Genomic DNA, 15,903 nt, shown 5'->3' on the forward strand with positions numbered 1-15,903 from the left:
GAACATTGCTCAAAACTGATAATTTTCTGGAACGATAACAATGCCTTTATCCGAAAGGGTAAAACGTTGTTTATCCTCGTTAGGGTTGACGCCAATGTGCGTATGTGGCGGGATTTTAACTTGTTTATCAATAATACAACGTACTAATTGGCATCCTGCTCCAACTTCTACACCATCAAATAAAATGCTGTCCATTACCGTTGCGCCATCATTAATCCGTACACCAGAGGAAATAATCGAACGTTGTACAGAACCGCCAGAATTAATTACTCCGCTGGCGATCATGGAATTAATAAAAATGCCTTCATTTCCTGTTGCCGAAGATACCGTTCTGGCTGGCGGTAATTGAGGTTCATAAGTACGAATAGCCCAGTTTTTTTGATAAAGATTCATTGGCGGTACAGGATCGAGCAAATCCATATTTGCTTGGTAAAATGAATCTAACGTGCCGACATCGCGCCAGTAACAGTCTTTTGCTACTCGGCCTTTTTCATTGCCAAAAGAATAAGCAAACACCCGTTCGGTTGGTATGAGCTTAGGGATAATATCATGCCCAAAGTCGTGACTTGATGAATCTAAAGCGGCATCGTCAATGAGAGCTTGCTGGAGTGTTGCCATATTAAAAATATAGACTCCCATGGATACTAAGCTGTGATCAGGATCATCCGGCAGGCTGGCCGGTTGTATTGGTTTTTCTACAAAGTTGTGAACTCGATGGTGATGATCTATCGCGAGCACCCCAAAAGCGTGCGCCTCGGGTTGGCTAACTTTCATTGAGGCAATTGTTAAAATTGCTTTATTTTCAATATGTTCCTCAAGCATTGCCGCATAATCCATTCGATAGATGTGGTCGCCAGAAAGAACAACAACGTATTTCGCATCACTGCGAGAAAGTAACCACATATTGTGATAAAGCGCATCGGCGGTTCCTTCATACCATTTTCCACCTTTGCGCATTTGAGGTGGAACTGCAGTGACATATTCGCCTAGCTCAGGATTAAAAATTGACCATCCATCACGCAGGTGTTTTTGCAGTGAATGAGATTTGTACTGGGTGAGAACCAAAATCCGCCGTAGCCCTGAATGCAGGCAATTGGTGAGAGTAAAGTCAATGATGCGATATTTGCCACCGAAAGGAACGGCGGGTTTTGTTCGATTATCGGTCAGAGGTGATAAGCGTGAGCCGACACCTCCGGCTAGTACAATGGCTAACGTTTCTTGCATCTTATCTCTCCCTGTTTTTGTGCAATCGCTGGTTTAACTGTACAAGTTTTGCGCCAAGTTATCGGCGCAGAATGTGTTTTTCGATCTTATTATATTTGATATTAGCCAGTTATAAGAAAAATAGAGGCCAGCTTGAGCAAAAATGATGGGTAGCACAAAAGTGTTGGCATCCAAGTAAGGTGCAATGAGAGTGGCATTTGCACAGCATAAGTGCAAAAGTTAAAAGAGCGTGTAAGTGAGTTTATATTTAGATGACGAATAACAATTTACATTGTAAATTCTAGTTATGATATAGGGTTAGCTTCAAAATTATCGGCTTAATAAGATAAGTTCTCAAGCCCAATGGTTACCGTCAAATGAGCTGGTATTGTCGTAGACGGCCAGTGAATGAGTGCCGATCAACGTAGATTGGCTATGTTATGGGGCCCCATGCTTAACCTGGCTGTCGTTTCAACTATAGTTAAAGTTCATCAGTGAAAGTTCCTCAGTTAAAGTTCATCGGATCAAGGTCGTTATAAAAAGAGGAGCTATACCTAAACGACTTGGTGTTGTCGGTAGGCGGCAAGTCAGAAGGGGGTAGGCTGCCGATGGAGCACTATAACGGTAACGGATTGTTTACTCAGATAGGGAGCGGGCCATCATGAAAAAAACACTCATGCTCTTCATTCTAATGTTGGGGCTAGCAGGCGCTGGTGCAGGTTATTACCTGTTTTATTATAAACCTCAGCATGAGCTGGCCCAGAAGGAAAATTTGCCGAAAGATGACCCGATGCTGTTAGAGGAAACCAAGGTTCAGAGTGACGATCTGAACGTACCTATTTTACCTGAAGTGATGGATTATTATGTCGACGCAACAACGATAGGGGTTCGTGAGTCGCCGGAAATAAATGCATTTGTTCATCGTTTATTGTATCGCGGTGAAAAAGTTTATCTTTATGAAAAGAAATCGGGTTGGGGGCGGATTTCTCCCTATTTTGTTTATCAAGATGGCGGGCCAGAGGTCGCCGAATGGATCCCTTTACAAGGGTTGAGTGAGCAAGCACCGAGTATTACCGCTGAAGAACGGTATAACACCGTACTAAGCTATATTGCTGATTCCGATGATTTAGATTTATTTGAAGAAATATTTATTGAAAAAACAGAGCAACTGTTAACCGATGGTTCGTGTTCTCCAGTCGATTTTAAAGAGTTAGGCGGGTGGATTCGATCGGTACGTTATCAAGATAGAGATGTTTATTTTGTCTATTGCGGTGGTTTAAATCAATCGAATAAAATTTATTTGAATGTACAAAGTGGGGATATTTTTTATCAGTAAACCCGTAACGGGTGTTATGATTGATTTACAGTGACTTAAACGAAAATAGTAGTGATTTTATCTTGAGTGCAAAGATTTTACTTGAGTACTTGCACACCCGGCCCTAAACTGAGCCAGTCTGTTTTTGTGGTGTTGTTATGGTTAGTCGTTTGACGGGTCTGTTTTGGTTGGTGTTAATAAGTGCGCTGCTGCCTATGCAGAGCCTTTCTGCTGCATCCAATACACCACTTGGTCAACCGATAAGCAGTGAAATAGAGCAGTCTGCATCTGTTTTATTTAATCCATTGCAGCTTGATTCTAAAACAGAAAAGTCTTTATCGGAGGGGATTTCTTCTCCTATCACTGAAATACCTCAACTGACGCAGCAGCATGGTATTATCTATTCTTCACGTTGGAGTGTGGGTGAAACGCTCTGGCAAGACGATGAAGACAGCGATATTGATGGCTCTGGATTAAATGTCGTTCCTTGCCTGAATGGTTCATGTCGATTAATCTCGGCTGCATTATTGGCTACACCCTATCAACATTTTCATACCTCCTATCGTCTTTCCGGTTGGAAAGAAACTAATGCCATGTATGTGGCGCTTAACAGCCAATTTTTTACTGTCTAATTTCTCTATCAGTGACCTTGTCACTTCTTATTTATTTTAACTCGACGTTCAGCTCGAGGAGAGAGTTATGCAGAAAAAAAGTAGTAAAGCATCCGCTCGTCTAATCAATCATTATTCGATGTGGAAATACCTGATTCTGGTGGTGACGGTTGCTATCTTGATCTTAAGTGCCATCCCGACTTGGTATGGTGAACAACCATCGATTCAGATTCAATATTCATCCGCTAACCAGCAACTAAATAATATAGTTAACCTTAACCGGATACTTAAAGAAAAAGGGCTTCAGGCACAAGAGATCCGTCAACAAGAGAATACATTGACTTTGGTTTTTAGTAACGAGACCGAACAAGCGCAAGCTCGCCAAGTTTTGGATCCCATGATTAAAGAAGGAGAAAGTATTACTTTTTCTTATGTCTCAATGGCACCGAGATGGCTGAGCGAGTTAGGATTTCATCCAATTAAATTAGGGTTAGATCTACGTGGTGGAGTGCAATTCCTCCTGAATGTTGATGTGGATAAGGCTTTTCAAGAGCAGCGTGATGCGCTAACCGATGAATTACGCGATATGCTGCGTAATGAATCGATTCGAGGGGCTAGTATTCAGCCTGTTGGAAATGATGGATTTATGGTGTCAGTCAATTCCAATGCCTCACTGAGTAAAATCCAAAAGTTTGTTAAAGAAAACTATGCGGGATGGGAAGTCAAGGTTGCGTCAAATCGAGTGACGGTTCAGCCGAGCCAACAAAATAAACTGGACTTTCAATCCGCGACTTTACAACAAAATTTAAAGATCATGCGTGATCGTATTGAAGAACTGGGGATTACAGAAGCACTTGTTCAGCGTCAAGGTGAGCATAGCATTCGTATCGAACTCCCTGGCGTACAAGATCCGTCCCAAGCAAAAAATGTGATTGGCGCTACCGCAAGTCTCGCGTTTTATGAAGTAAAAACGATCGCTTCCCGAGAAGATATCATCTTAAATGATAACGCCGGACACGCTGTTATTTTAAATAAACGTCCCGTCTTAACCGGCGATCATATTATTAATGCCCGTGCAGGGATGGATAAAATGGGCTTTTCGGAAGTCAATATTTCGCTCGATCACACGGGTGGAAAAGTGATGAGTGATTTTTCCGCAAAACATATTGGTAAACCAATGGCGACGGTGTATCGAGAATATAAAACCAATGCGCGCGGGGAAACCGAACGTAGTGAACGAGTGATCAGCGTGGCGACGATTCAATCCCAGCTAGGCAGCCAATTTAGAATTACGGGAGCGGGCTCTAATCAAGAAGCTCAACAACTTGCGCTTTTACTTCGTGCGGGTTCATTAACCGCGCCCGTGACTATTGTGGAAGAAAGGACGATCGGTGCATCACTCGGAGCGGAAAATATTGCAAATGGTTTTGCTGCATTAGGCCTCGGTATGGCGATGACGCTGACGTTTATGGCATTGTGGTATCGTCGCCTAGGTTGGATTGCCAACGCCGCATTGATTACCAACATGGGTTGCTTACTTGGGTTGATCGCACTGCTACCGGGAGCGGTTTTAACCTTACCTGGCATTGCAGGATTGGTGCTAACGGTCGGAATGGCGGTAGATACCAATGTCCTTATTTTTGAACGTATTCGAGATAAATTAACTGAAGGGAGAAGTTTCGCCCAAGCGATCGATAGCGGATTTAGTAGTGCATTGAGTACCATTTTAGATGCCAATATTACGACCATGATTACAGCGGTCGTATTGTACTGTATTGGTAATGGGCCGATTCAAGGATTCGCACTCACACTTGGATTAGGGTTGCTTACGAGCATGTTTACTGGGGTCTTTGCATCAAGGGCACTAATTAATTTAGTTTGGGGGCGAGATACTCGCCGAGATGTGAGGGTTTAATCATGCTGAACTATTTAAAAACACATATTCGCCGAATTCGATATATCACCAGTTTTGTTTCCATCGCTCTGACACTGCTGGCTTTAAGCGCATTTCTAATCAAAGGCTTAAATCTTGGTCTCGACTTTACTGGCGGAATGGTCACCGAAGTCAAGATCGAAAAAACACTCACTCATGAGCAATTGCTTAAGATCGTTAAGCCCGTGTTGGGTGATTCAACCCTGATCACTCCGTCAGGAGAAGAAGGACGCTGGGTGATTCGCTATCCACTTATAGAGGTATCTCAGACCACTCCAGATATACAGGCGCTGCTCAAAACGGTCTCCTCTTCAGTACAAGTGATTAGTAACAGTATGGTTGGCTCACAAGTGGGGGATGACCTCGTTGATCAAGGGGCATTAGCATTATTGATTTGTTGTTTAGCGATTTTAGGCTATCTGTCCTTCCGTTTTGAATGGCGATTAGCGAGCGGTGCGTTATTTGCCCTAGCCCATGATGTTGTACTAGTGCTCGGATTTTTTGCCATCACACAAATGGAATTTAATCTAACGGTATTTGCCGCAATACTGGCCATTTTAGGCTATTCATTGAATGATTCGATTATTATTGCTGATCGGATCCGCGAACTCTTGATAGCCAAACAAACAAGCCCAACAGCCATGATTAACGATCAAGCTGTTATTGCGACTTTCTCACGCACAATGGTCACCTCAGGGACGACACTGTTGACCGTGGCAGCGTTATGGATGATGGGAGGGGAACCTTTGGAAGGGTTTGCCATTGCGATGTTTATTGGCATTATTTCTGGGACATGGTCATCGATTTCGATTGGTACGGTCTTGCCAGAGTGGCTGCATTTAGAGCCAAAGCATTATTTGCCCGTTGAAGTGGATATGGCACCGTAACACGCAAGTCACTGATGTAAGCATATTCAAACAGCAGGGAGTTGTAGAGGGAGCAAGTCAGCCATGCCGAGAATCCATAGCTTGTCTATGCTCATGGCGATTCACTCACTTGCTGCCTACCTGCAACGCCAAGTTGTTTGGGTATATATTAATGCATGGATGGAGTGACAAATGATGGATATGCACCTCAATGTCATCAAGTTGTCACCTGAGCGATTCACCATAAAAATCTGATTAGCTGTTAGCAATTTTGGATACAGAAAGTTGTATAGATGGTACTTTTTGTATTACAACTATAGTAAGTGAAATCATTTAAGTGCCCAAATTTATGGATTTTTTTGCCGATACTAAGCCAGCTCTTCCCGAGGATAATCCCGAAAACGGTACCACGTTCAAATATGCTTTGAAGCCTTGGAAAGTGCTGTTAGTCGATGATGATGAACAAGTTCATTTGGTCACCAAAATGGCCTTAAGGGGATTTACATTTCAACATCGAAAGTTGGAATTACTGTCGGCAATGTCTGGCCTAGAAGCAAAAAAAATACTCGATGACCATACTGATATTGCTTTAGCGTTGATTGACGTGGTGATGGAAACCGAGCATGCGGGCCTAGAGTTAGTTGAGTATATTCGTAACTCTCATCATAATCATAATATCCGCTTAGTACTTCGGACCGGCCAAGCTGGGCAAGCTCCGGAAGATAAAGTCATTCAACAATATGATATTGATGATTATAAAGAAAAAACCGAATTGACGACTCAAAAATTACGTACCTTAATGTATTCTATGTTACGTGCTTATCGTGATTTATGCCTGATTGAGGAGCAAAAACAAGGGCTAAAAAGGGTCATCGAAGCATCCGCCAATGTTCAGAATACTACCACCTTAAAAAACTATGCCGAGGCGGTTCTGCATCAATTGACTTCCTTGTTGCATTTACCGGCATCCGGTTTTTATTGTGTTGTAAAACCTTCTTACGATAGCAATAGCGCTTCATCTTTAACTCTTGCCGCTATTGGTGGTTTTGTCGATTTACATACAGAGTGTAATTTTAATCACTTACCTAAACTTGTCGCTGAGCGATGCCAAGATGTATTAAAGGAAAAAAAATCGCAAACGTATCCTGATGCAACGCTACTGTATATGCTAGATAGCCGAGGCTACGAGAATTTACTTTATATTAATCTTATTGAACCCTTAGATGAGGCCTCAAAAAACTTACTTGATATTTATATGCAAAATATCGCTTTGACTTTTAATAATTTAAATTTGCAGCTTGATATCAGAGAAACCTCCCGTGAATTAGTGCATAATTTAGCCAATGCGGTTGAGGCTCGAAGCAAAGAAACCGGAGCACATGTACAGCGGGTTTCCTTATTTTGTGAAAAGCTCGCTTTATTGTATGGATTACCTGAAGAAGAAGCTTATATGATTCAACATGCTTCACCATTGCATGATATTGGTAAAGTTGCAATTCCTGATGCTATTTTACATAAACCCGCTAAGCTCGATGCTGATGAATGGGAAATAATGAAAAAACATGTGGACTATGGCGTGCAAATCCTCAGTAAATCGACCCGGCCACTGATTATTAAAGCGAAAGAAATTGCAGGAACGCATCATGAGAAATGGGATGGAAGTGGTTATCCAAATGGCTTGCAAGGTCAAGGCATTCCTATTAGTGGACGTATTACTGCGTTAGCGGATGTTTTTGATGCGTTAGGATCGAAGCGTAGTTATAAAGAGCCTTGGTCTGAAGACGATATTAAAACTGAAATAGTGAAACAAAAAGGGCTACATTTTGAGCCGTTACTCGTTGATCTATTAATCGAGCATTGGTCTGAGTTTGTTGCAATCAGAGATAAATATCCTGATTGAATCATCAATCGATGCTCTTCTTACTTGAAGGTGTAGCAGTGTTGGCTAGGTTCATCCACCCCAATCACATAGCCTGTCTATGCTCATGGGGATTCACTCACTTGCCGCCTACCTGCAACTCCAAGTTGTTTGGATATAAACAGAAACAATTAAGATAATAATTTTGGCAATATAATGGTGTAAGTCACTCCTTGATCGATATCCGAGTCAAATTTAAGGTCACCTTTTAACTGTTTTTTAATCAAGTTATAAACAATATTTAACCCAAGCCCTGAGCCACCTTGAGCGCGTTGTGTTGTATAGAATGGTTCGAAAATCTTTTCATGTAATTTAGGCGCTACACCGGAACCATTATCTTGATAAATAAAGATGATCTCATTATCTTCTTGATAAAATCGGATCGATATTTCTGGTGATTTTTGCATATTAAATGCATGCTTTATGCTATTCATAATTAAATTCGAAAATATTTGGCTAAGAATACCAGGGAAACCATACATTACTAGATGATGATCGCCATCAAGCTTGGGGCTAACCGGAACTTTTTTAGTTTCAGAATGCAAACTATTAATTAATGATTGTAAAACTTGGAAAATAACATATTCAGTTTTAACCTCCGAAACTTGATCAACCGCGGTTTGTTTGAAATCTTTGATTAATTTGGCTGCGCGATTAAGATTATGTTCTTGAAGTTGAGTTGCATCTTGTATTTCGTTTATCAGTATGCTGAACTGATCGGCAGTAAGGGTTTGTGTTTCAAATTGACTTTTTAAGTCATTAATCGTTTCTTGAATAATTGAGTTAGAGGTAACAGCAACACCGAGAGGTGTGTTAACTTCGTGTGCTACGCCAGCCACCAAACTACCTAATGCAGCTAACTTTTCAGTTTCAATGAGTTGAGTTTGTGCTTTTTGTAATTGTTCTAGATTATGCTTTAATTCCAAGGTGCGTTCTGTCACTTTTTTCTCTAAATTTTGATTAATTTCTTTAAGTTGATGTTGCGCCAAATAGAGATCAGTGACGTCAATCGCGGTTCCTCGATAACCTAAAAATTGATGATTGATATCATTTTTTATTACAGCTTGAAAAATAAGGATAAGAGACCCAGATATATTGTCACTGGCTAATTTTTCTTCACATAAATTAAAGGGTTTATTTTTCTTTAAGTTTTCCTCTAAATGATTAAAATTAAATTTTTTACAAATATCAAATAAAGACACAGTCTCATTACTATCCATTTGTAGTGTTTTTTTCATGCTATCAGAAGCAAAGACAAGCATACCGTCACAATCTGTTTCCCATAACCAATCTGATGAGACTTGTGTAAAGTCATTGAGACGATCTTTTTCTTTTCTTATTTTATCGTAAAGATGATATAAATTAATAGTAAGTTTATTTATTGTTGAACCGAGTTTGCTTATTTCATCTTTACTAGAGGTAATGATAGGTTTTTTGAATAATATTAATTTTTTACTAATCAGATGAGGGTCAATTTCTTTTAAATATTTAACCATTTGAGTTAATCGAACATTAATACTATAGTGAAAGATATATAAAATAACCAAACAAAGCAATCCAGTTTTGAGCAAGTTTACTGATAAAGAATGAAAGAAGTTATAATAAATATCTTGATAAACACTTTGTAAGCTAGATTCAACATAAATATCACCTACAATATTATTTTTATATAAAATAGGAAAAGATTTTTTGATTAAAGGTTCTTTACCTTTTTCTCCTGAATGGAAGGTATAATGGTCAGACGTAACTTGTAGATAATCAATATGTGATAAGTTCTCTAGTGCATTAAGCCTTAACTGAAGGGTAAAAAACTCATAATTCCAAATAAATGTTCCTATATCCTGTGTGAAATCTTGATCAAGTTCTAGTTGACGATTTTCAATATGGGCAATCTCTTGATTAATGGCTAATTTCGTTTGTATAAAAGAAAAAATCAAGGTGAAAACAAGACTAATAGCAAAAACAATAATACTGACTCTTTTGCCAAGATGGCTTATTTTTATTTTTGATATTGTATTTCTTCTATGTGCATATTTTCGCATTGTTCTCATCTTCTAGAGGAAAGCTGATCCATTAGGTGAGCGATTAAACTCGCTTGTGATCTATGTACAATTTTACGTTGCATTAAGCATAATTCAAGCTGATAAAATATCAATATAGTCTATCATTAAATGTGATGATAGATCGGTTAGGTGATTGTGTGCGTGTACTAGTAATGATTATTTTGATATTCATTGGCTTTGACCTACAAAGCAAAACGATATTGGTTGTTGATAGCTATACTGAAAGTTATCAGTGGAGCCATGATTATCGGCAGGCATTAAAAGAAAGTTTGGATAAGTCCTATCATTGGGTCTTTTTTGAAATGAATACCAAAGTATTACCCAGCCATGAACATCCAGCAATGGCGAAGAAAGCTTTCGATTATTACTTGAAAATAAAACCTGACCTTGTCGTTCTTGGCGATGATAATGCCTTGACCTACCTCGTCCCATTGCTGTATGAAGAATCCATTGATATTGTATTTTTAGGGGTTAATGATAACCCAAGAAATATTAAAGAATTAAATCAAGGCTTAGCTAGAATAACGGGAGTTTTAGAGCGTCCATTGTATATTAAAAATATTGCTAGTATTGGCCGATTTTTTATTAACCCTAAAATATTGGTGTTATTTGATGATTCTTACACATCGCAAATTACTTTAAATTATTTATATTCTAATAAATTTTTTGTAAAAGAAAAATTAAATATAGAGGTTGAGTATTTATCTGTTATTAGCCAACAAGAGTGGCAAAAAGCAATATTGAATGCCCATAAAAATGGTTTCGATGCCATCATTGTTGGACTCTATCAAAGTTTAATTGATGCAAGTGAAGAAAATGTGTCAGATGAAGAGATAATCCAATGGACAGCAAAGAATAGCCTTGTACCTATATTTGCATTTTGGGATTTCTCCGTTGGAGAAAATAAAGCAATGGGTGGGATCGTGTTGAGTGGGAAAAACCAGGGAGAAATAGCTGCATCATTAATTAAACAAATTGTTGAGCAAGGTAAAAATCCGAGAATGATTCCTTTTGAGTTGGATAGAAAAGGAACCACATTATTTATTGATGGTCAATTTAAAAAATGATAATGGGTGACAATGATGTTTTCTGGAGATTGAAATTATGCGATTTTTAATAAAATATATGTTTTTATTGATATTTTTTATATTGTCTAAAAATGTCAACGCATTAGAAACTAAACATATTAATGTTTGCGGTGATGGTGGGGAATGGCCGCCTTATCATTTTATTCGTGAAGGGGAAATAGTGGGTTATGACATTGATGTATTAAGTGCCATCTTTAAAAAAGAAAATGTCCAATTAACATTTCGTTTGCCACCATGGCAACGCTGCCTACAAGATACTTTATCTGGCGTTTTTGATATTGCGCTTAGTGCTTCTTATAATGAAGAAAGAGACCGTGATTATCTTATGACTGAATATTATTATACGGTTGTCCCTAGTTATGTATATTCAGCCAATAAATATCCTCAAGGGTTAAATATAACTTCTCCACAGGAATTGAATTCATTGAGGATGTGTGGTTTACAAGGTTATAATTATTTGAAGTTTGGCGTCGATGAACATCGGGTTCATAAATTAGCGAGAAGTTTTGAACAATTAGTCAAAATGCTGCGATCTGAACGTTGTGATGTTTTTTTAGCTCGTTATGAAATACTAAGAGGTTTTAATGAAGTTAAAAATATTGTTCATTTATCAGATGATATTCGATTGGTCACTATTCCTCGCCTTAAACCAGAACCATTTTACTTATTAATTTCTCGTTTTCATCCAGAGGCACAAAGGATTAAACAGATCATTGATCAAGGAATAATTGAAATGCGCAATAATGATCATCTTATGGTGATGCTTGACCAGTATTTTATAAAAAAATAAAAGCCTATTGTCTGAGTGATCAACCATAAAATTATTTATGGTGATTCCTCTTCAATTTCAATCTTGTATTGATAGTTTATCGGTAGTTTAATGGTAAAATGAACGCCTTGGTTTGGTTTGGAATCTAAAGTTAATTCACCATGCAATTTTTTCACTAGATTAAAAACAATATTTAGCCCTAAACCAGAACCGCCTTTGCCCCTCATTGTTGTATAGAAAGGTTCAAATACTTTTTGATGTAAATGCGGTTCAATACCAGCACCATTATCTGAATAATCTAAAATAACGGTATGATGATCAGCCTTGGAGGCTTTGATGATGATGCTCGCTTGTGGAGTATGGTGAAAAGCATGGTTGACACTATTTAAGATCAAGTTCGTGAAAATTTGAGTAATAGCACCCGGTAAGCTATTCATTTGTATCGTTTGATCGAATAACAATACTGGAGTGACAGGAACTTGGCGTGTTTGAGAATGTAGACTGGCAAGCAGTGCCATTAGCACTTGCTGTAAATCAAATTCACTCCTTGCTTCGGAAACTTGATCGACTGCGGTTTGTTTAAAATCTCTGATTAGTTTTGCCGCTCGATTTAAATTACTTTGTAGGATATCGCTACTATCTAGAATATTACTCATTGTTTCAGTAAAATTTTGACTAGTAAGAGAGCTATTAGAAAATGCTTGATGCAGTTGTTGTGCGGATTCTTGAATAATAGATGCAGAGGTGACGGCAATACCAAGTGGTGTATTGACTTCGTGCGCAACACCTGAGACTAATCCTCCTAAGGCTGAAAGTTTTTCTGATTCGATTAATTGCTGCTGAGTTTGTTGTAATTGTTCTAAACTTGTGGTTAATTCTTGAGTTCTTAAATCGACTTGTTGTTCCAAGTGATTATTGAGTTGACTAAGTTCTAACTGTACTTGTTTTAGTCTTGTGATATTGAGTGCAGTGCCCCTAAATCCAGAAAATTTACCATGTTCTTTTTTTACCAGTGCTTGAAAAATGAAAAATTCACTTTCTCCGCCAATATCGATATTTACTTCACAATGAGAAAAGTCACATTCATTATCAATCATCTTTTGCAATTGAGTAAATTTATTACCATAGGGTAATTCACGGAAACGTTTGTGTTCTTGATCGGGAATCGATAAAACGGTAGCCATATTTTCAGAACAATAAATGATATATCCATCAGCATTTGTCTCCCATAACCAGTCTGATGAAGCTTTGGTAAAATCGTTTAAACGTTCTTTTTCTAATTTGAGGCCTTTATATAAATGACTTATATGAGCAGTGAGTCGATTTGTTTCTCTGGCAAGAATGTCAATTTCATCCTCGAAGTTATCTATAAAAAAAGAGGAGTGTAATTGTAAAGGTTGGTTTTTTTTATTTAAATCATAATGATGTAGATAGTCAACGATATTAAAAATGCGTCTATTGATACTCATATGAAATACGGATAATAAACAAATACAAACAAAGAGAGTCTTGATTGTATTAATAATTAGAATTGAGATAAACTGATTAACTAAATTATTATATATCCCCTCTGTATTAGAAAGTACCGTTAGGATTCCTATCTTTTGTGAATACTGTTCATTTTGATCAATATGATTTATAGGATAGACGTGTTCAATCGCATAAGTTGGCGGTGGGGTACCTGAAGAGATTTGGGTTCCATTAGATTGTATTTCTAAATAGTCGATCTTAGGAAGTTGTGCGAGTAAGTTCATGTGTTGTTGAACTAACGGAAGATCATAAGCCCACAAAGCACTGGCAATCAGTTCAATATGTAGTGTTTCAATTTCTTGATGCCTATTCTTGACTTCATTCATTTCTATCCGGTAGTAATTAAATAATTGAATCGAAGTTGCGACAAGAGTAAAGAGGCTGCTCACCAGCACCATAGTGAGGATTATTTTTTTGCCAATACGACTGAGCCAGGGATTTTGTGGTATGTCCTTATAGTGCATAGCGTTTCCTGATCGATAAAGCATTAAAAGTAACAGCGTATTATTGGTAGTGGTAGAAACACATCCCAATAACACTCATTTTCTCATGCTACTAGTATAGAGTATTTGGGACACATGGTTTTCATTTGTCTTATGATGTTGCAGGCAGGAGTAAAAAAGCGCGTTGAGGTGCCACTAGGTATTCCCTGACTCTGATCAGGGAGTACCTAGTGGTTATTGCTTATGGGGCGGTTCGTGCTTACGGGGCTTCGGCTATGCAAATTTGTTTTAGACAAATTTATTATTCACTGCATGGGCTAAGCCGTCGTGAAACGTTGCGGAACTGGTGGTTTAGACCTGAAAACGATTCACGGTGTTTTGTAGCTGAGAGGCTAATTGACTTAATTCAATACAAGCTTGTGTCGCACTTGATGATCCTTGGGCAACTTGTTTAGCTGATTCATTAATCCGTTCAATATTGCGGTTTAGCTCTTCACTTACCGAGTCTTGTTCACCACAAGCGCTGGCGATTTGAATGGTCATATCAGCAATTTGTTCACTTTGGTTACTGATTTGCTGAATAACTTGCTGGGTTTGATGGCTTTGTTCAACACATTGGGTCATCAATGCGCTGCTTTGCGCCGTCGCTTCACGAGCTTTGAGGGCACAATGCTGTAATGTTTGAATAATAGTGACAATATCGCCAGTTGATTGCTGAGTTTTACCGGCAAGGGCTCGCACTTCATCAGCGACAACGGCAAATCCACGGCCTTGTTCACCTGCTCGAGCCGCCTCAATCGCAGCGTTGAGGGCTAACAAATTAGTTTGATCGGCAATATTGCTGATCACATCGACCACCATATTAATTTGTTGAGCTTGCTCTTCAAGTTCTAAAACACGTTGCTCAGCCTGTGAGATCTCGTGTGTTACTTGGTCAATGGAATGGGCCACGTTTGCCATCTGCTCTGAGCCAGTGATCGCTTGTTGATTGCTCTCTCGAGCTGCATCAGAAGCGACTTCAGTATTGCGAGCAACTTCCGTTATGGTTGATTTCATCTCAGTCATTGCGGTTGCGATGTGCATCACTTCGGCTTGTTGCTCATGCATCCCTTGTGACGTTTGCTCTGAGACTGCACTGACTTCATCAACTGAATGTGCCAGTTGTGTTGCACCAGCAACAATTTCTTCGACCATAGTGCGTAAATTATTTTGCATGCTGCTACACGCATCAGCCAGCTTACCCAGCTCATCTTGCCCGATCTGTTGGCGATCCAAGTGATGGGCTAAATTACCTTGAGCAATGGCATGGGCTTGATTGACGACTTGCTGCAAAGGACGGCAAATTAAGTTGGCTAAAAGGAGCGTCATGCCGACCATAAAGCCAAGTAATGCAGCAATGCTGGAAATAGAAAAGTGTCGGATAGTATCAGTTAATGCGGTTAATTCTGAACGGTTATTATCAACATAGCTTAAATTTAGCTTAAGTAACTCACCGATGGCATTTTCTAGCTTTTCATATGTGTGTAGCGAGTGCCGAATATCGTTGAGAGCTTTTTCCGTTTTTTGCGCGCGAATTTCATTATTAAAAGAACTTAATGCATTTTGATACTCTAGCCAGAGATTTTTCACCGGAGCAAAAACTGCACGTTCATTTTCTGTCCAGATACTGCGTTCATAGTGGGTTAGTTCAGCGGCAATTTCTTGATAACGCCCGTCCATCCAAGTGATTTCTTCATCAATTTCGGCTGGATCGGTTGCGGTTAGTAAGCTGATTTGAGCCCGTCGAACGGAGGACATATTATATTTGATATTATTGACCATCATCATAGATGGTAACGTATCGTCAGTCAGGTTAAGTACATCGCCTTTAATTGACTCAAGAGCACGATAGAGGTAGATCCCAAACAAAATATTAATTAACGCAATAATAGTAAATGCAAGAGCTATTTTTTTGCGTATCGCTAAATCTTTCAAAAATGACATAACAGTGAGTGACCTTATACTAAAAACGAGTGGTCACATCCATATGATAAAATTAATCCTTCGATCCCTTTACAACTGGAGTTGGTCGTGGTGGAGGCCGTTCATCACCACATTAACATCATTGAGCGATGTCGCTGAGTATGGGGCTCTTGGCTCTCACGAAAGGCCAGCTTTGGGCTGA

At 39.0% G+C, this 15,903-nt stretch carries 10 protein-coding genes and 1 pseudogene; 7 read left to right on the top strand and 4 right to left on the bottom strand.

The features are described 5' to 3' along the window. Positions 1 to 9: 9 nt before the first annotated feature. Positions 10 to 1,230: pseudogene (gene glgC, locus FKN05_RS10075) on the bottom strand (glucose-1-phosphate adenylyltransferase); the annotation flags it as partial. 634 nt (positions 1,231 to 1,864) lie between these two features. Between glgC and FKN05_RS10080 the strand changes: the two are divergent. The 5 genes from FKN05_RS10080 to FKN05_RS10100 all read left to right on the top strand — a co-directional run bounded on the left by FKN05_RS10080 (position 1,865) and on the right by FKN05_RS10100 (position 7,828). Continuing rightward, complete coding sequence (locus FKN05_RS10080; RefSeq protein ID WP_170887434.1) at positions 1,865 to 2,539, top strand: SH3 domain-containing protein; 675 nt, start codon at positions 1,865 to 1,867, stop codon at positions 2,537 to 2,539. Between the two features lie 137 nt (positions 2,540 to 2,676). After that, positions 2,677 to 3,150 carry a hypothetical protein gene (locus FKN05_RS10085; protein ID WP_170887435.1) on the top strand — a complete coding sequence of 158 codons (474 nt, stop codon included), beginning with the start codon at positions 2,677 to 2,679 and terminating at the stop codon, positions 3,148 to 3,150. Positions 3,151 to 3,217: 67 nt separating this feature from the next. Continuing rightward, complete coding sequence (gene secD / locus FKN05_RS10090) at positions 3,218 to 5,044, top strand: protein translocase subunit SecD (protein ID WP_170887436.1); 1,827 nt, start codon at positions 3,218 to 3,220, stop codon at positions 5,042 to 5,044. Positions 5,045 to 5,046: 2 nt separating this feature from the next. Then, positions 5,047 to 5,949 (top strand): protein translocase subunit SecF, encoded by a 903-nt coding sequence (secF, locus tag FKN05_RS10095; RefSeq protein WP_099611107.1) that lies wholly within the window; start codon positions 5,047 to 5,049, stop codon positions 5,947 to 5,949. Positions 5,950 to 6,277: 328 nt separating this feature from the next. After that, positions 6,278 to 7,828: a DUF3369 domain-containing protein gene (locus tag FKN05_RS10100; RefSeq protein ID WP_161433850.1), complete on the top strand. Its 1,551-nt coding sequence runs from the start codon at positions 6,278 to 6,280 to the stop codon at positions 7,826 to 7,828. 149 nt (positions 7,829 to 7,977) lie between these two features. Here FKN05_RS10100 and FKN05_RS10105 read toward each other — a convergent pair whose 3' ends face one another. Next, positions 7,978 to 9,888, bottom strand: coding sequence for a PAS domain-containing sensor histidine kinase (locus FKN05_RS10105; RefSeq protein ID WP_170887437.1), 1,911 nt, complete (start codon positions 9,886 to 9,888; stop codon positions 7,978 to 7,980). Between the two features lie 158 nt (positions 9,889 to 10,046). On the opposite strand from FKN05_RS10105, the gene FKN05_RS10110 reads away from it, so the two are divergent. Both FKN05_RS10110 and FKN05_RS10115 read left to right on the top strand, forming a co-directional pair. Next, the gene (locus FKN05_RS10110; protein ID WP_157928687.1) at positions 10,047 to 10,976 is read left to right on the top strand and encodes an ABC transporter substrate-binding protein; all 930 of its coding nucleotides are present in this window, start codon (positions 10,047 to 10,049) and stop codon (positions 10,974 to 10,976) included. A 37-nt stretch (positions 10,977 to 11,013) separates the two neighbouring features. Then, positions 11,014 to 11,787, top strand: a complete 774-nt coding sequence (locus FKN05_RS10115) for a substrate-binding periplasmic protein (RefSeq protein ID WP_170887438.1) — start codon at positions 11,014 to 11,016, stop codon at positions 11,785 to 11,787. 35 nt (positions 11,788 to 11,822) lie between these two features. On the opposite strand, the gene FKN05_RS10120 is transcribed toward FKN05_RS10115, so the two are convergent. Then, entirely contained in the window at positions 11,823 to 13,760 is a 1,938-nt protein-coding gene (locus FKN05_RS10120) for a PAS domain-containing sensor histidine kinase (RefSeq protein ID WP_249339304.1), read from the bottom strand. Between the two features lie 330 nt (positions 13,761 to 14,090). Then, positions 14,091 to 15,722 (bottom strand): methyl-accepting chemotaxis protein, encoded by a 1,632-nt coding sequence (locus FKN05_RS10125; protein ID WP_161427172.1) that lies wholly within the window; start codon positions 15,720 to 15,722, stop codon positions 14,091 to 14,093. Between the last annotated feature and the right edge of the window lie 181 nt (positions 15,723 to 15,903).

Origin of the sequence: Vibrio sp. 1-1(7) (assembly GCF_013048485.1) — a bacterium.
GTDB lineage: Bacteria > Pseudomonadota > Gammaproteobacteria > Enterobacterales > Vibrionaceae > Vibrio > Vibrio fujianensis.